At 44.6% G+C, this 17,074-nt stretch carries 13 protein-coding genes; 12 read left to right on the plus strand and 1 reads right to left on the minus strand.

Going from position 1 to position 17,074, the window contains the following annotated elements:
• The first annotated feature begins 37 nt into the window (after positions 1-37).
• The 9 genes from MSWH1_RS12650 to MSWH1_RS12690 all read left to right on the plus strand — a co-directional run bounded on the left by MSWH1_RS12650 (position 38) and on the right by MSWH1_RS12690 (position 11,441).
• Positions 38-502 carry a CBS domain-containing protein gene (locus tag MSWH1_RS12650; protein ID WP_048129041.1) on the plus strand — a complete coding sequence of 155 codons (465 nt, stop codon included), beginning with the start codon at positions 38-40 and terminating at the stop codon, positions 500-502.
• A gap of 17 nt (positions 503-519) precedes the next feature.
• Positions 520-1,707 (plus strand): bifunctional ornithine acetyltransferase/N-acetylglutamate synthase, encoded by a 1,188-nt coding sequence (argJ, locus tag MSWH1_RS12655; protein ID WP_048129044.1) that lies wholly within the window; start codon positions 520-522, stop codon positions 1,705-1,707.
• 275 nt (positions 1,708-1,982) lie between these two features.
• Positions 1,983-3,458: an ADP-specific phosphofructokinase gene (pfkC, locus tag MSWH1_RS12660; RefSeq protein ID WP_048129045.1), complete on the plus strand. Its 1,476-nt coding sequence runs from the start codon at positions 1,983-1,985 to the stop codon at positions 3,456-3,458.
• Between the two features lie 63 nt (positions 3,459-3,521).
• Positions 3,522-5,057 (plus strand): ADP-dependent glucokinase/phosphofructokinase, encoded by a 1,536-nt coding sequence (locus tag MSWH1_RS12665; protein ID WP_231585462.1) that lies wholly within the window; start codon positions 3,522-3,524, stop codon positions 5,055-5,057.
• On the plus strand, positions 5,044-5,892 hold the full coding sequence (locus MSWH1_RS12670; RefSeq protein ID WP_048129047.1) for a DNA-3-methyladenine glycosylase: 849 nt from the start codon (positions 5,044-5,046) through the stop codon (positions 5,890-5,892). The genes MSWH1_RS12665 and MSWH1_RS12670 overlap by 14 nt, the downstream gene beginning before the upstream one ends.
• Before the next feature lie 1,119 nt (positions 5,893-7,011).
• Positions 7,012-8,163, plus strand: a complete 1,152-nt coding sequence (locus tag MSWH1_RS12675) for a hydrogenase small subunit (protein ID WP_197074080.1) — start codon at positions 7,012-7,014, stop codon at positions 8,161-8,163.
• 7 nt (positions 8,164-8,170) lie between these two features.
• Positions 8,171-9,958, plus strand: a complete 1,788-nt coding sequence (locus MSWH1_RS12680) for a nickel-dependent hydrogenase large subunit (RefSeq protein ID WP_048129050.1) — start codon at positions 8,171-8,173, stop codon at positions 9,956-9,958.
• 15 nt (positions 9,959-9,973) lie between these two features.
• Positions 9,974-10,786 carry a formate dehydrogenase subunit gamma gene (locus MSWH1_RS12685; RefSeq protein WP_048129052.1) on the plus strand — a complete coding sequence of 271 codons (813 nt, stop codon included), beginning with the start codon at positions 9,974-9,976 and terminating at the stop codon, positions 10,784-10,786.
• Positions 10,787-10,955: 169 nt separating this feature from the next.
• The gene (locus MSWH1_RS12690) at positions 10,956-11,441 is read left to right on the plus strand and encodes a hydrogenase maturation protease (RefSeq protein WP_048129054.1); all 486 of its coding nucleotides are present in this window, start codon (positions 10,956-10,958) and stop codon (positions 11,439-11,441) included.
• Between the two features lie 28 nt (positions 11,442-11,469).
• Here the strand turns inward: MSWH1_RS12690 and MSWH1_RS12695 are convergent, their stop codons facing one another.
• Complete coding sequence (locus tag MSWH1_RS12695) at positions 11,470-12,453, minus strand: peptidoglycan-binding protein (RefSeq protein WP_048129056.1); 984 nt, start codon at positions 12,451-12,453, stop codon at positions 11,470-11,472.
• 406 nt (positions 12,454-12,859) lie between these two features.
• Here MSWH1_RS12695 and MSWH1_RS12700 point away from each other — a divergent pair, with 406 nt between their 5' ends.
• The 3 genes from MSWH1_RS12700 to MSWH1_RS12710 are packed head-to-tail and all read left to right on the plus strand — an operon-like array spanning position 12,860 to position 16,638.
• A complete protein-coding gene (locus MSWH1_RS12700; protein WP_048129058.1) occupies positions 12,860-14,023 on the plus strand; it encodes a hydrogenase small subunit in 1,164 nt (387 codons plus the stop codon).
• On the plus strand, positions 14,023-15,813 hold the full coding sequence (locus tag MSWH1_RS12705; protein ID WP_048129060.1) for a nickel-dependent hydrogenase large subunit: 1,791 nt from the start codon (positions 14,023-14,025) through the stop codon (positions 15,811-15,813). Before MSWH1_RS12700 ends, MSWH1_RS12705 begins: the two co-directional genes overlap by 1 nt.
• A 12-nt stretch (positions 15,814-15,825) precedes the next feature.
• Entirely contained in the window at positions 15,826-16,638 is an 813-nt protein-coding gene (locus tag MSWH1_RS12710; RefSeq protein WP_048129063.1) for a cytochrome b, read from the plus strand.
• Positions 16,639-17,074 lie beyond the last annotated feature (436 nt).

Genomic DNA, 17,074 nt, shown 5'->3' on the forward strand with positions numbered 1-17,074 from the left:
TATAAGAAAGAATGGAACTTATCTTTGGGGTAGTCCGATGAAAGTAACAGATGTCATGAACTCTAACGTTGTCTTCTGCAAGCCTGGTGATACAGTCCGGGAAGCTGCAAAGGTTCTTAAAGAAAACAATATTAGTGGAGCTCCTGTCCTTGAAGATGGACAGCTTGTAGGGATAGTAAGTGAGGCTGACCTGCTTAAGCTGCTCTTAATTCCGGAAAAAGGAAACCTCTGGCTTCCAAGCCCTTTTGAAGTCATAGAGGTCCCGATAAGGGAACTCCTTAGCTGGGAAGATACGAAAAAAATGCTTTCTGATGTTGGTTCTACAAAGGTTGAAGAGATGATGACAAAGAATGTGCATACAATTTCTTCTGAGGCATCTGTCGAAGAAGCCTCCGAACTTATGGTCAGGCACAGGATCAACAGGCTTCCAGTAGTGGAAAATGACCGTGTGGTTGGAATTGTTACACGTGGAGATATTATCGAAGGTCTTGCAAAGCTTTGAGGGAAAGGAGGTTTTTCATGAAGCAAATCGAGGGTGGGATATGTGCGGTAAGGGGCGTAACTGCAAACGGAATCAAACCCGGAAAAATGGGAATTGCGGTCATCCGGGCAGAGGGCCCTGCCGCAGGCGTTTTTACTAAAAATAAAGTAGTTGCAGCTCCGGTTATTCTTAGCAAAGAACTGATCGAAACCGAGCAGAAGCTTTCGGCTGTAATTGCAAATAGCGGGAATGCCAATGCTTTTACAGGCGATGACGGGTTTCTGGACGCTATGGAAATGGCTTCAATGCTCGCTGAAAGGCTTGACCTCCCCCCCGATACCGTTGCTGTTGCCTCGACAGGAGTGATTGGCAGAAGGCTTGACATTTCCTGGATCAGGGAACACCTCCCTGAAGTCCTTGACGGGCTTGGCAATTCCCCCGAATGCAGTCGGGCTGCTGCAAAGGCGATTATGACCACCGATAAAGCCTTAAAAGAGGTGGCTGTGGAACTCGATTGTGGAGTCCGGATAGGAGCAATTGCAAAAGGTTCGGGTATGATCGAGCCCAATATGGGGACTATGCTCTGTTTTGCATATACCGATGCAAAAGTACCTGCAGATGTCCTGGATGCGGCTCTCAGGAGAGCTGTGGATAAAACCTTCAACATGGTTGTTGTCGACGGCGACACAAGCACAAACGATATTGTGCTTTTCACCTCCACCTGTAAGTCCGGAGTCAAGCCCTGTATGGAGTGCCTCGACGAGTTTGAGGAAGGGCTGATTTACGTTTTTACGGACCTTGCAAAAAAGATGGCAAAGGATGGGGAAGGAGCCACGAAACTTATCGAAACCAGGGTCATAGGCGCAAAAACTTATGGAGATGCCAGGCTTGCTGCAAAAGCTATTGTACGCTCGCCTCTGGTCAAGTCCGCAATCTTCGGGAAGGACCCAAACTGGGGTAGGGTTGTGGCTGCTGCCGGATACTCGGGGGCCGAACTTGAGCAGGAAAGGCTTTCCCTATCTTTCTCAGGAGGGGGAGAAGAAGTCGAACTTGTGAAGTCTGGAGAAATTTCCAGGGCTTCAGATCTTGCACTCCTGAAAAAGATTATGGCAAATGAGGAAATTATCATTACCCTTGACTTTGGAATGGGAAATGAGTCAGCAACCGCCTGGGGTTGCGATCTGACTTACGATTATGTAAGGATTAATGCAGAATATACAACCTGATCTTAAATTGATGCAGATTATACAGCATGATCTCTAATTCAGATCAGCCTGGCCAGAACAGTCTGGCCTGACCCCAGGACTCCAATCTGCGCAAAGTTAAATAAAATAAACGTAAAATGAGAAATAGAGGAAGTATAAAGCAGGATAACCCGGGTACTCAAAAACTCGGATTTATTTTGATTTATTTTCTTTTATTTTGATTTATTTTCCTATTCAAGGTTAATTAAATTTCTTAATTCCGGATAATTTATTTTATTCCCAGGGGGTTTACTTAAGTGGACATAGAAGAATGGGAACAGCGCCATAAAGAAGCGTTTTACGATGCAAAAGGAGCCCTTCCTTATCTGGATGGGATGTTTGTAGCCTATAACGGCAATATAGATGCTATCAGACACCTGACTGAAGAAGACCTGTCAAAGCTTTTTGGATTTTTTGATGAAGCTGCAGTTCAAGACAGGGTTGCGGTATATCCGAGAGAGATTGCAGAACCTCTGGACTTTGTTGCCCGCCTGCTTATTTCTATGCGGGAAGGGAAAGCCGCAGAAGTGCCTTCATATACCGCAGAAACTCATGAATGGCTGAAGAAGCACCTGGGTTTTGACTATGCCCGCATGGGCGGTCAGGCAGGGATTATTTCCAATCTCCTTGCCCGGTTAGAGCTGAAAAAGGTGGTTGCTTATATCCCCTGGCTTTCTGAAGAGCAGGCGGAATACTTTGCAGCTACGGGAAATATCCTGCACCCGAAGGTGGAAAATGGAAAAGTCCTCCTGAAGCCTCCGAGAGAAGCCTTTAAGCCCGGAACCGGGTCAAAGGTTAACTGGATCTTTGAATATTCCAAAGACCTGAAAGTGACCTGTGCCGGGAGTACCTTTAAAATCCCGAGGGATAACCGCCTGATTATTTCTTCCCGCCCCAAATGGCTCCGCCTGGACATGGACAAGCAGATTTACGAACATCTTGATTCCCTCCTTCCGGTTGACGGGGCAATGCTTTCCGGGTATCAGATGATAAAAGAAGAATACGAAGACGGGTCCACCTATAAAGATTACGTCGAAAATTCCGTAAAGGTTATTGAAAAGCTAAAGTCCCTGAACCCCGAACTCCGCATTCATGTAGAACTTACATCCATCCAGAACCGGGTTATAAGAAAAGCTATCCTTACCGAAATTGTTGCCAAGCGCGTGCATTCCATGGGCCTTGACACCGTGGAGGTGGCTAATGCGCTGAATGTGCTGGGATATGAGGAACTTTCATATTCCGTGATCAAGAAAGGGGAAAATGGGATTATGTCCCTCTACCAGGGGGCTGTCCAGCTCATGAAGGACCTGGACCTTGAGAGGGTCCATGTACACTCTCTTGGTTTTTACATCTGCATCCTGGCAAAGGGCCATCCTTTAACCCTGAAAGAACACAGGGATTCCCTGCTCTTTTCCTCGGTTCTGGCAGCTGCTCAGGCCCTCAACGGAAAAATCGAGAACCTTAAGGAAGCTGAATCCGGACTGGAAGTTCCTGTTTCAGCTACGGGGTTAGAAGACATCGAAAACTTCCAGCTCTACTGCACAGGGAGAAAGCTCTGCACTTCGGATGAGTTTGAGTACGGATATATCTACGGACCGGATCATGATGCTATTCTCATTCCCTCCAAGGTAGTAGACAGGCCGAAAGCTACAGTAGGAATAGGTGATACGATTTCTGCAGGAGCATTTGTTGCCATGCTTGCAAGGATGAAACAGAAACAAGCAGGAAAATAAGCATACTGAGACAGATTTTCTATCTGCCTCGTTTTGTAACGGATCGATAAATTCTCAATCTGAATGCCTGATAAAGAGGCTGCTTTTCCATTTGAATCTACAGGAACAGGTCAGATGAACATACTTTGCGGTTATAACGTAAACATAGATTCCGTATACCGGATAAGCGGAGCCGAAATCACGGAGCTGCTGAATGCATTTGAAAGGACCGAAATCCTTGAAAAAATCGAAACTCCTCCCGGAAAAATACTTTCGGGATCCGATTTTGTGGCAGGGCTCGCTTATTGTATGAAAAACGGGTGTGGAGCCGAATGGCTCGTTTTTGAGCAGTCTGTGTTTGAGTTTCTGAAGAACCGCTATTTTGAAAAATCTCTTGTGAGGATGGGCGGAAACGCCGGGATTATGGCAAATGCGCTTTCCGAACTGGGGGCTTCGAGGGTAGTCCCTAATGTTGCAGTTCCTTCAAAGACCCAACTTTCTCTATTTTCGAAAAAAGCAGTATATTTCCCGGATGCTCCTTTACAGGTAAAGAATAAGTCGGGGGCAAAATCCAGAAAAAACAGAAATGCCTCTTTCAGTAACCAGGACCCCATCCATTTCGTTTTTGATTTTTCCGAAGGGGAAACTTTTTCCCTTTATGGGAAAGAGATCAGGGCTCCCAGGGAAAATCGTTTCATAGCAACCTGTGACCACTTAAATTTCAGGCTCTTCGTTAATCCGGCCTTTGAGAATTATGCCCTGCAGCGTTCAGGGGAAATAAATGGGGCACTCATATCAGGTTTCCATCTCCTGCTTGAGACCTATCCTGACGGCAGCACCTACAAAGAGATCCTTGAGAATTCATTTTCCCAGCTTAAAGCCTGGAAGGCAGGAAATGAGAAGCTCAGGGTTCACCTGGAATTCGGGCATTTTGCAAGCAGGGAGATTGCAAGTTCTGTCTTCCTAAAGTTTGCCGGAATCTCATACAGCATCGGAATGAACGAGGACGAGCTTGCAATGCTCCACAACCTGCACGGAATTCCTGCTGAAGGGATTTTGCGTATGGAAGCCGAAGCTGTAGGAAAAGCAGCTTGTAAGCTTGCTTCCCTGCATGGGCTTGGGAAACTTTTCATTCACACAAGGGAGTTTGTCCTTGCTGTTTTTAAGCCCGGAAACTATGATGTTTCTGGAATTTTTGAAGAGTTCGGGATTTCCGGGGAGCTTGGGATTTCCGGTGGTTCCGGGATTTCAGGTAAATGGGGCGATAAAGAAAGCCCTGCGCTGTTAAATGCAGCCGGTAAAAATCTTGAAGCCATGAGCTTCGGGCTCAGGTGTGCAGGGGCATACGCAGCTTCAGGCAGGCTTGAAGGGCGGGAATTTGTGGAAAAGGAGGCTTCCAAACTTCAGGAGAGCATGTTTGGAAGGAAGCAACTGCAGCTTTTCCTTGAAGCATTCGGCGGAGAAACCTGTGGACATGGTGCTTTTGCTTTAATGGAGAACTATGTGATTTGCATACTCCCAACGCTGCTTTCAAAATCTCCAATCACTACTGTAGGGCTCGGGGACACGCTAACTGCAGGGGCTTTTTTAAGGGGGCTTGAACTGGATGTACAGGATTAAACCCATAATCTTTAACCTTGACTATACCCTCGACTGCGGACAGGTCTTTCGCTGGAAAAGGGAAGGGGACTGGTGGACAGGAGTTGTCGGAGACCATGTTATCCGGCTTTCCCAGGAGAAAGACAGCGGAGAACTGCTGGTTGACTCAAAACTTCCATTAGAATTTTTTTCTCATTATTTCCGTCTGGACGACAACCTGTCCTCAATTTATGACAGCATAAACAAAGACCTTTTGATAAACAGGGCGATCAACGAATATAGAGGTCTGCGCCTGATCCGGCAGGATCCCTGGGAGTGCCTGATTTCCTATATGCTTGCAACAGCCTCAAGCATCCCCACAATCCAGAAAAGGATCAGTCTCCTGAGCCAGTTTTTTGGGCAGGAACTCGAAGGAGGCTATTTCAGTTTTCCGGATCCTGTAGCCCTTGCAGATGCAGACCTCTCCCTGCTTGACAAATGCAAGCTCGGCTTCAGGACTGAACGCATAAAAGAGGCAGCAAGAGAAGTGGTTTCAGGCGAGCTTGACCTTAATGTCCTTTTCCGTCTGGAGTACAGGTATGCGCGGGAACGCCTTATGAGGATTCGCGGCATAGGGGAAAAGGTTGCTGACTGCATTCTTCTTTTCGCCTTTGAGAAAATGGAAGCCTTTCCTGTAGATACCCACATCAGGCAGATTATCCAGCATTATCACGTTGATGACAGTTACTTTGAAACCTGCAAAAACCTGAGCTGTATGGGAGACTGGGGACGAGAATATTTCGGTCATTACTGCGGATATGCCCAGCAGTATTTGTTTTATCAAAAAAGGATGGAGGGGTTTGTCCCTCTTTATTAATTAGTGTATGATTTTTTACGTTGTAATTTCCTGTACACACAGGTAAAATAAAAAAGAAAAAAAAAGTATATTCAGTATAAACTAATTTAGCAAAACTTAAATAACTACCCACTTAAGACTTTTTTATGGCTATTAATAAAAAAAGTAAGAATGCCATTTGTGATGTTGCTTTTTCCTTTGCCGGAGAGCAAAGAGAATACGTTAGTACCCGATGGTTCTGGATGGAGTAAAGGAAAAACGGAAGCTTATAACCTAAACTTGAAATCTTATACATCTTATAGCGGTAACTAATGAAAAATTCCACAAAAACCAGATATTTTTGAAAAAATTGTATAAGTGTTCGTCTGAATAGATCAATTTTTCCAAAATGGGTAGATTGGTTTACTCAAATTATGATGAAATTTTATGATTTTTTTGAAATTGGAGAAGAACCAAAAAAAATTAAAAAGACTCTAATATGTCGGTTAACGAAAAATAGATGGGCCTTTAATGGGAAACTGGTTATAATAATATGTATAGTTTATTCAGGGGTCTAACAGGGATTAAATCAGACTTCTTGCTTGTCTTGCGGTTGCTCCGCATCATTAAATTTCTTCTCTATATATTATAAATGGTTTTTATTATAAATAATTATTATAACTGGTTTTTATTATAAATAATTGTTTTTATTAATGGTTTTTATTATAGATGGTTTTTTTGTTTTCCTTAAATACTTATTAATTCTGCATTGATTTTGTGTATTTTTTCATAAAAATATCAAATTTTCTGTTATATAATCATATTTTCACTTTAATTTTTGGGATACAAAATCACTCTGAAGTGGAAAGTATTTTTTTGTTCTTTAAGGTTAGCTAGTTTTGTTACAGTGTCTTTTGCTAGTTTATTGCTTACGTTAAGGCTTACAATTAATTTTCTTAAATTATTATATTTTTCATATATTTAATTACTTCATTCACTATATTAATATATTTATTTTATCGTGTAAATAAACTTAAATACTATTCCCTCATTGGAAACATTATTGTTATATTTATATACATGCTTATATAATTGTGGCAAATCTAAATTAGAATTTTCTTTCGAATATATATTTTGGGTAAAAAACAAGATGTGGTAGAGATGAGTACTGGAATGAAAAATCTTATTCGTACACTGGATAGTTTAGATTTTTTAAAACTAGACCGGCGTACTTTCATGAAGGCTGTAGGCGTGCTTGGCGCAACTACATTTCTTGGCACCTATAAAACAGAGATCGCAAGTGCGCTTGAGTTTGCAGATACTAAAATTATCTGGCTTCACGGTGCTGAGTGCACCGGCTGTTCCGAATCCATTTTAAACGGAGGCAATCCTGATATTGTTCAGGCAATCAGCAAACTCAATGTTAACATTGCTTACCATGAGACTCTCCTTGCCCAGCAGGGATTATTTGTCGATGGCGAACCTGTAAACACCTCTGAACTAAACTCCGAGCTTCTTGTTGACGAACTTATCGAAGAAGGCAATTATATCCTTGTTGTAGAAGGCGCAATTGCAAACGGTCCAAACGGCTCGGGGCGCTACTGTGTTATTGGGAACAGGACTTTCAAAGAGCTCTTTGAAAAAGCTGCAGCACGTGCCAATTCTATCCTTGCAGTTGGGACCTGTGCCACGTATGGGGGAATCACCTGTGCGGACAGTGCTATTGCCGAGGTCACGGATTACAGGGGAGTGGCTTTCACAAAGGAAGACAGCTCAAAAGGCATGCTCACAGAGCTTGGGATCCACAAACCAGTAATTAATATCCCTGGCTGCCCTGCACACCCTGACTGGATTCTCCTTACCATAGGTGCGGTAATCCTTGGCAAGATTAAGATTCCCGACGACCTGGATACCATCCTTGACCAGTATGGAAGGCCTACAGTCTTTTTCCCCACCGACCACACAGTGCATGATAACTGCCCTCGCCGCGGTTACTATGATCGTGGAGAGTTCGATGAGCAGATTGGCGGAGAAAAATGCCTCTGGAAATTAGGCTGTAAAGCTCCTTACTCTCACGCAGACTGTGCTATTCGCCGCTGGAATGGTTCTGTAAGTATGTGTACTCAGGCAGGTTCCCCCTGTATTGCCTGCGTTGAACCCGGTTTCCCGGACTCAGCAAGACCTTTTTATGTTGAAGCTGAAGACAAGGGTGTGCTTCTTGGGGCAAATATTGACACATTATCCAAAGCTGCAGTCGGAGCTGCTACCGTACTTGCAGGAGTGCATGCTGTTCGGAGAATGAAAGGAGAGTGAGTAAAAAATGGTAAACGTTACAGTCGACCCCTTAACAAGAATTGAAGGTCACCTTCGCCTGTCTACTGAAGTAAATGCGGAGGGCGTTATAACTGATGCCCAGAGCTCCTGTCTCATGTTCAGAGGCTTTGAACGCATCCTGCAGAATCAGGACCCAAGAGATGCAGCCCTTCTTATTCAGAGAATCTGTGGGGTTTGTCCTACGTCCCATTCAATCACAGCTGCCAATGCCCTTGACCAGATATTCGGTGTGGTTGATACCGTTCCAAAAGATGCACTTGTAGCAAGGAACATTAACCAGGCTCTAAACTTCCTTGCAAGCCATGCAACCCACATATACATACTCTGGGGTCCTGACCTTTCAAACCCTGCGTATCGTGATGTTCTTACTCCTCTAGGGGAAACCGGAAACGCAGTCTGGAAAGAAATGGTCGGCAGGTTTGCCCCGATCAGCTACAAGATTGATGGGCAATCAGTGCCTGTAGGATCCTCCTACCTTGCAGTAATTCCTGAAAAGAAACGCCTTCAGGAAGCAGTTGCAGTTATCGGCGGAAAAATGCCCCACCAGGTCACATCCTATCCGGGTGGATATACTTACAAGCCGAATGTAGCAGATATTGGCAAACTTTCCTCTTACTACCTTCAGGTAATGGACTTTATCTCAAACTACACTCTGAAGGTTCCATTCGAGACCTGGATTGAAAACACCTACAAAGCAAGCTCCCCCCAGAAAGCCGTAAGTTTCGTGGTTGAACACCTTAAAGGTCTTGTTGACAAATCAGTAGACTCAAATGACTTCACCAGGGAAGCTGGCTGGGGAGATACGGAGTTCTATGCAGCCTTTGGTTCCGAACTTGTGGGTGAAACACTGCTTGGTCTTCCTGCAAGCCTTAAGCACGACAAAATCGGTGGATACAGCGATCCCTCAAAGATCTCCTTCCTTTCATATGGTGGGTTCTACAATACTGAGAATGGGGACGGGTACGACCCTAACAGCCCCGCAGGAGACCGCTTCCTGACTTCAGGTATTGTGACCGGAAGCCTTGAATATCAGAATTTTGATGCAAGCAAGATTACCGAAAGTATTGCTCACGCCTTCTATGAAGGTGCAGCTGACCTACACCCCTCAAAAGGTGAAACCAATCCGTTTACCGATCCTGAAGCAATCCGCTTTGACAAGGGTTCAGATAGCAGATACACCTGGAGTAAGGCTCCGAGATATGACGGAACTCCCTGTGAGGTCGGGCCTCTTGCACGTATGCTTGCAGCTAAAGAACCGCTTGTGACCGGACTTGCTCTGGCCTTTAACGAGAACGGTTACTCTGCAGCTAACGTTTACACAAGAATGATTGCTCGTATCCAGGAAACAGCAATTATCGCAAATGAGCTCTTTAAATGGGTAACTGTCGATTACGATCCTAACGGCAAGATTGCTGTTGATACCGATATTTCTATGGCAAAGAATTCGGAAGGTATGGGTCTCTGGGAAGCTCCTCGCGGCGCTCTCGGACATTGGGTCTCCACCGACAGCAAATCAAAGGTTATCAACTACCAGCCCGTGGTTCCGAGTACATGGAACCTTTCCCCGAGAGATAGCGCTGGCGTACCCGGGCCTCTTGAACAGTCCCTTATAGGGGCAAAGATCAATGCTGTAGATAATTCTCTTGGTGTCAATTACACCAACCCTGTTAACATTCTTCATATCGGTAGGTCTTATGACCCGTGTGTTTCATGCGCGGTCCACACCATTGACCTCACCGGGAAAAACGCTCCACGTACTTTAAGAATAGTATAAGGAGATGACCCATAAATGAAACCCAAAGACAACCCGATGGTTGTTGAGCGCTATACCGTCCTTGACAGGACGGCTCATACCATCCATGCTGTGGCAATGATTGTGCTCATCATTACCGGGTTTAAAATATATGCAGGCTGGGACTTTATGAGTTTCCACAATGCCCGCGCCCTTCACATGATCGCGGTTCCTGCTCTACTTGCAGTGAACTGGATCCTTATACCGTACAACATCTTTTCTTCAATTGAAGGTGGGATCCAGGAAAAAATTGCACATTTCATGGACCATTATGTTTTCGGTCCTGAAGATGCAAAGCGCCTGAAGGCAATAATCCTCAATTTCTTCGGAAAGGGCGAATACCCCGCATTTACTATTTATGATGAGGTGTCGGGACACTATAAGACCAAACTCCACCCCTTAATGAAGATCCTCATTGTAATCGAAGGCACCGCTATCTTTGTGATCGCCGTTTCAGGCATTGTTCTTTACAGGCTTGACTGGGCACTCATAGGGCTCCCTATAGGTTCATGGATCCTTCTGGCAGGAGACCTGGTTGCACCTGCTTTCAATATGTCTTCCCTGCAGTTTTACAGGGCTCTCCACCTGGTCATGACTTATTTTTTTGTCTTTGAACTGGTTGTCCACGTGGGTATACTTGAGTTTAACCCGCATGTCTGGAAGTACCACAAGGCAATCTTCTGGTCCGGAAAAGAGGATCTTTCAGATTCCCGCTACGCAGAAATCGTTAAACCCAAACAAAAACAACTTTCTGACAGTGAGATCTGGCACGAATCGTCCGATACGCCTTCTGAAGTCGTAAAAGATTAATGTTCAGGGAATTCCAAAGTCCGGGAAAAATGTAATAAAGGCATAGAAATATGCTAGAAAAAGGCATAGAAATATGCTAGGAGTCAACTACCCGCTAAATCTAAAGATTTTACGGGTTTCCGGCTGAGATTTTATGATAAATAGATGTTCAACTTTGTAACGTGAAAATATGTCTATATTACATGCTCCTGTCCGAGTCCTGGGCTGTGGAAGCCCTCTCATGGGTGACGATGGCGTCGGCCTGAAAGTTATCGAAGCCCTTAAAAAAACAGAACTTGAAGGTCTTGAAGACCTCGATATAGCGGATGCGGGGGTCTGCGGGCTCGACCTCCTGAATCTGCTTGACGGTGCTAGAAAAATCATAATAGTTGATGCAATCCTGACAGGCAGCCGGAAAGGTTCGGTACACCGTATTGAAGGTGGGGACCTGATAAAGGGTACTGAGCTGCATACCCTGGTCTCTGTTCACGATCTCACAATTACCGATGTGTTGAGAATTGGGGAGCAGGTACAGTCCCTTCCGGAAATTGTGGTTATAGGAATAGAGATCGGAGAATTAGCTACTGAATTCTCCCAGGATATAAGCCCTGAAGTCCTCAAGGCTGTAGATGAAGCTATAAGGCTTATCAGAAATGAGGTTTTTTCTCTACTTTGACAGCCTGAATATCGATTCTATAATTATCTTAAGGCTTATTTGTTTTTGTTTCCTCCTGTACCCAGTTACTATAGAGATGCCACTCAAGTAAAGCTGTATCGCTATCAGTTTTGATATCAAATCTCCAGTCAAACGGCTCTTTGTTATCCGTGGAAAACTCAAAATTGGCAGTAGCTTGAGATTGAATCACAGTGCTTTTGGATTCTCCAGTATTGGGTTTTATTCGAATAGTTGACGCATGGGCATGGAGATTTTTTACATTAAAGTGCATCGATTGACCACCCTGGATTTCAAGGAAGCTATCTCCATTCCACATCCCTGATGAATGGAATTTGCGGTTATGGCTGTCAGCCTGAGGGAGTGACGAAGTCACATATGGAGCTAAAGGTACAGTTGAAGGTGTTGTTTTTTCTATATGCCTGGTTACGTATTTTGGTCTTGCCGATACTTCCCGTACCGGTGGGACAGGTGGTACATGCACTGGTTTTACTGGAGGTACGTGCAATGGTTTAAGATCCGGAACTGTCTCTACTGATGGAACTACGGGTTTCTCTACTGGTGAGACAGGAGGTGCTCTTACCGGCTTCGGAGTTTCTCTTGCTAGTCTAACCGGAGATGCCCTGGGTGACCTAACTGGAGATTCTGGTACTAAAGGAGCTGGAACCTCCGATACCTGTGGTTCCGTTGATGGTGAAGCTGGATGTTTTAGTGCTCTTGAGGGAAATTCTCCGTCCAGACTTTCTATAGTAATTGACCCTATTACACCATCAACCTTCAGTCCGCGTGCTTCCTGGTAGCTTTTGATGGCCAGCTCAGTCTCATCACCAAGGATACCGTTGGCTCCAACTTTGGGCACAGGAATACCCAAAAGAATCAAAGCTTCTTGAACTTTCTTTACCGGAGAGCCGCTATCGCCTTTGCGAAGGACCCTTTCGTTGTCATAGCAAGCCTCTAAAACGTCGTCATCTGCAAATCTCAACGATTTTAAATCGTGACCATCCCCAATAGTCATACTTTATCCCCCACATTATTCATAATTTTATTTTCCAAACTGTGTAGTGTGGTTTTATTTTTTCATATTATGCTGCAAATACTAAACTTAAAATTCTATTATATATTTCAATATATAAAGTAATTATTAAAATATATAAATCTTTAGAAAAACTATATTTATTTTAACTGAGGGCATAGCTTCCTTCTTGAACCAGTGGACAAAAATCAGGTACTTAAAAGAGATCCTCTTCAATTTCTGAAGCTTACCAGGCTATTCAAGGCCGTAATAGTTTTTCCCATAATAGTCTTTTAATACAATAGGGTCTATGTCTTATTATATCTCTATATAAAAAATTATTTATTATCCCGGGGGAAGCAGAACGGGTGAAAAATCTTTACTTGAAAAGTTTAAAAATCTCGACTTCATGAAGATGGACCGTCGGACTTTTATAAAAGCCGTCGGAATGCTGGGAGCTTCGCTGTTTTTACAGACCTATAAAAGTGATCTGGCAAAAGCCCTTGAACTTTCGGAAACTAAAATATTGTGGTTCCATGGGGCAGGGTGTACCGGTTGCAGCATATCAATGCTTGACGGAGGGACACCTGATATCGTAGAACTACTTCAGTATTTAAATCTCAACCTGCTCTATCAGGACGTCCTGATGATGCAGCAGGGAATTTTCGTAGACGGAAAACCTGCAAATACCAGTGAGCTGAACTCTGAGCTTCTGCTGGATGAGATTCTGGAAAACGAAAAAGGATATGTTTTTATTTCCGAAGGTGGAGTCCCAAATGGGCCTGAAGGTTCGGGAAAATATCTGGTACTTGGAGGCAGGACATATAAGGAAATTTACGAGAAAGCTGCAAAAAACGCCTCGGTAATTATAGCAATCGGGCAGTGTGCTACTAACAGTGGGGTAAATGCTGCAAAAAGTGATGTAAAAGAACTTCTTGACCACCGCGGAATCGCGTTTACTATGGAAGATTCTTCAAAAGGAATTGTTGATCTGCTCGGGATCGATAAACCGGTTATCAACATTAACGGCTGTCCTGCCCACCCTGACTGGGTATTTCTGACAATAAGCGCGGTTGTCCTGGGGAAAATCAAGGTACCCGATGATCTCCCTTACGTGCTGGACAGATGGAAACGTCCGAAAGTTTTCTTCCCTCCGGATCATGTTATACACGACAACTGCTCTCGCCGCGGATATTATGACCGTGGAGAGCTTGACTTGACAGTAGGTGGACCGGGTTGCCTCTGGAAACTGGGGTGCAAAGGGCCGTATACCCACGCTGACTGTGCCACTCGCCACTGGAACGGACATCAGTCTTTCTGTCCTCAGGCAGGCTCTCCCTGTATAGGCTGCGTACAGCCGGGATTTCCGGACAGTACTAGGCCCTTTTTCGTGGAAATTGAAGATACCGGAATTGTAGGTACAAATCTTGATACCGTGGCAGGTGTGGCAATAGGAGGGGCACTCCTTGCTGCAGGTGCCCACGCTATAAGAAGGACTGTTTTGAACAATCCTGAGGAAATAGAAAAGGCTGAGGAAGAGAATATTTCCGGGAAAACCGGAGGTGAAAAGTAATGGTACAGGTGACCATAGATCCTCTTTCAAGAATTGAAGGACATTATAGGATTAATACTGAGGTTGACGGAGATGGTGTGATTACCGATGCCCAGAGCAATGCTCTGCTCTTTAGAGGTTTTGAGAGATTTCTTCAGAATCAAGACCCGAGAGATGCGGCACTTCTAACCCAGAGGATCTGCGGGGTCTGTCCGGTTTGCCACAGCATAGCTGCAGCAAATGCTTTGGATGAACTTTTCGGAGTTATAGAAGAGGTTCCCAAAGATGCTCTTGTAATGAGAAATATTCATCAGGGTCTTAATTTCATAGCCAGTCATGCAGCCCACATCTATGTGCTCTGGGGCCCGGACCTTGCAAACCCGGCTTATCATGATATCCTTATGCAACACGGAGAAATGGGGGATGCAGTGTGGGGAGAACTGGCCGGACGTTTTATGCCTATAGTAAATCAGTTTAAAGGAATACGTTATCCTGCCGGATCTTCTTACCTCGGTGCCATAAGGGAACAGCGTCACCTGCATGATGCCATTTCTCTTGTTGCAGGCAAAATGCCTCATTCTGTTTTACAGCATGTCGGAGGAGTGGTTTATTCCCCGACTATTGCAGACATTAATGAGCTTGCAGCCTATGTTTCAAAAACTGTGGAGTTTGTTGAAGCATTTACTCTTGGGGTCTCTCCAGATACCTGGATTGAAAATACTTACATGGCTTCTTCTCCGCAAAAAGCTGTCAATTTCGTTCTGGAACGCCTGCAGGAACTTATGGATAATTCCCTTTCCAGCAATGACTTCTCCCACTCCTCCGGCTGGGGAGATGTTCCTCTTTTTGCAGCTTTTGGTTCGGAACTGATTGGGGAACAGCTTCTCGGTCTGCCTATCAGTATGAAAATGGACCGGGCAGGAGTTTATCCTGATCCCGATAAAATTGGTTTTCTCTCTTACGGAGTTTTCTTCAAACCTGAAAATGGGGATGGGTATGACCCTACAAGCCCTGCTGATGATAGGGTTATACCTTCCGGATATATGAACGGACGTCTGAAACTTGAAGAATTCGACTACAGAATAATCTCTGAAAGCGTTACTCATTCCTTTTACATTGACGAGAAAGAAGACCGGCCTCCCTGGAACGGCGTTACGGTTCCTGAAGGGAATCCTGATGAAATAGATTACACAAAAGGTTCGGAAAGCCGTTACTCATGGTCAAAAGCCCCCAATTATGGCGGCATTCCCTGTGAAGTCGGGCCACTTGCTCGCCTCATGGTTATGGGTGAGCCCCTCACAACCGGACTGGTCCAGGCTTTCAAGGAAAACGGGTACTCTCCTGTAAACAACTATACTCGCATGATTGCAAGGATGCAGGAAGTTCTTGTAGTAATGTCTGAACTGATGAAGTGGATTTTGCAGGATCTTGAGGCGGGGGCAAAGGTTGCAGTTCACACCGATCTTTCGATGGCAAAGGATTCGACAGGGATGGGCCTGTGGGAAGCCCCGCGGGGAGCTCTGGGGCACTGGATTGCTACAGGTTCGGATTCGATGGTTACTCTTTATCAGGCTGTAGTTCCGAGTACCTGGAACCTGGCTCCTCGGAACTCACAGGGAATTCCGGGCCCTGTTGAGCAGGCTCTCATAGGCACTAAAATCTCTGCTGCGGATAATGCCCTCGGTGTTGACTATGCAAACCCTCTCGGGATTTTACATACAGCTCGCTCCTATGACCCCTGCCTGGCATGTGCGGTCCATACAATCGACAGAACCGGAAAGCATCCGGATCATACTATCAGGGTGCTTTAAGGGGAGCTTGGTATGGTACTGTCTGCTGAGAAGCCTGCCTCCGGAAAGATGGTTGTTGAACGCTATAACTGGCTTGAGAGGATCACTCACCTGGTTCACCTGTTTGCCATGTTCGCCCTTCTTATCACGGGATTCAGGATCTATTTTGGCTGGGATTTCATGGCATTTCAGACTGCCCGGTCTATCCATATGATTGCGGTTCCTTTTTTTCTGGTCGCGAACTGGATCCTTGTCCCCTATAATATCTTTTCCTGCAAGGGGGAGAGGTGGTGTGTCAGGGATAGGATAGACCATTTCCGGAAATCTTATATATTCGGGGAGGAGGATGTGGAACGCCTTTTTGATATCGTCAGAAATTTTTTCGGGAAAGGCAGGTATCCTGCTTTTACGCTCTATGATGAACAGAAAGGATATTATATAACAAAACTTCATCCCATGCTCAAGCTGCTCATTATTCTCGAAAGCACTGCAATTGCTGTTATTGCCATAACAGGAATAGTGCTTTATAATATTAATTGGGCTCCTTTAGGGCTACCTGTATCCGAATGGATCCTTTCAATAACCTGGTATTTTGCGTCTCTGCTTAACGTTAATGCTCTGGGCCTGATCCGTATAGGACATCTGCTTGCAGGCTACTGGTTTGTTTTTGAGCTTGTCGTCCACGTAGGCATTCTTGAGTTTGATCCGGAAGTATGGAAATACCATAAAGCAATTTTCTGGTCCGGAAAAGAGGATTTGTCAGACAGGCATTTTGTTAGGGTAATCGAAGAAAGTAATGGGAAAGGGCTGACGAAAGATCAAAAGGGAGCATCGGAAGAACATTAATGACAGTAAAAAGTAACCAGTTGTGGATTGATTGTGGAGCTTAATTGCAGGAAAAAGCAGACCATTAAGGAAGCTGAAAGCTGAATCTTTTTTTAATGGAGGTTCTTGGGTTAGTTGTGGTTGAGGTTGCTCTCAAATGTTTGATAATTTTTCGTTAAATTGCATTTACCGTTCTTATTTTTCTAACTTTTTCTTTTTCCTTTTCAATTTCGAGGCTGTACAGGGACTGTAAAGGATTTGTGACTTTTTTCCGTGACCAGGGAGGAGAGAACTCGCTGTATCTCTTCAATTACTCCGGGTATGTCCGCTGTTTCATAGTAAAGTTCAATGTTTCCGAGTTCAAGCCTCGAGATATCCAGCACATCATTGATCTAGTCAAGCAGGTGGCTCCCGCTTTTCAAAATGTTTTCAGTATATCGTTTCTGTTTTTCTTTAA

The sequence above is a fragment of the Methanosarcina sp. WH1 genome (assembly GCF_000970005.1).
GTDB lineage: Archaea > Halobacteriota > Methanosarcinia > Methanosarcinales > Methanosarcinaceae > Methanosarcina.

Bases quoted from the DNA above. Each gene is read 5' to 3' on its own strand.
- argJ (WP_048129044.1), top strand. From the start codon at position 520: ATGAAGCAAATCGAGGGTGGGATATGTGCGGTAAGGGGCGTAACTGCA.
- MSWH1_RS12705 (WP_048129060.1), top strand. From the start codon at position 14,023: ATGGTACAGGTGACCATAGATCCTCTTTCAAGAATTGAAGGACATTAT.
- MSWH1_RS12710 (WP_048129063.1), top strand. From the start codon at position 15,826: ATGGTACTGTCTGCTGAGAAGCCTGCCTCCGGAAAGATGGTTGTTGAA.
- MSWH1_RS12695 (WP_048129056.1), bottom strand. From the start codon at position 12,453: ATGACTATTGGGGATGGTCACGATTTAAAATCGTTGAGATTTGCAGAT.
- MSWH1_RS12680 (WP_048129050.1), top strand. From the start codon at position 8,171: ATGGTAAACGTTACAGTCGACCCCTTAACAAGAATTGAAGGTCACCTT.
- MSWH1_RS12675 (WP_197074080.1), top strand. From the start codon at position 7,012: ATGAGTACTGGAATGAAAAATCTTATTCGTACACTGGATAGTTTAGAT.
- MSWH1_RS12670 (WP_048129047.1), top strand. From the start codon at position 5,044: ATGTACAGGATTAAACCCATAATCTTTAACCTTGACTATACCCTCGAC.
- MSWH1_RS12690 (WP_048129054.1), top strand. From the start codon at position 10,956: ATGTCTATATTACATGCTCCTGTCCGAGTCCTGGGCTGTGGAAGCCCT.
- MSWH1_RS12700 (WP_048129058.1), top strand. From the start codon at position 12,860: ATGAAGATGGACCGTCGGACTTTTATAAAAGCCGTCGGAATGCTGGGA.
- MSWH1_RS12665 (WP_231585462.1), top strand. From the start codon at position 3,522: ATGCCTGATAAAGAGGCTGCTTTTCCATTTGAATCTACAGGAACAGGT.
- MSWH1_RS12685 (WP_048129052.1), top strand. From the start codon at position 9,974: ATGAAACCCAAAGACAACCCGATGGTTGTTGAGCGCTATACCGTCCTT.
- MSWH1_RS12650 (WP_048129041.1), top strand. From the start codon at position 38: ATGAAAGTAACAGATGTCATGAACTCTAACGTTGTCTTCTGCAAGCCT.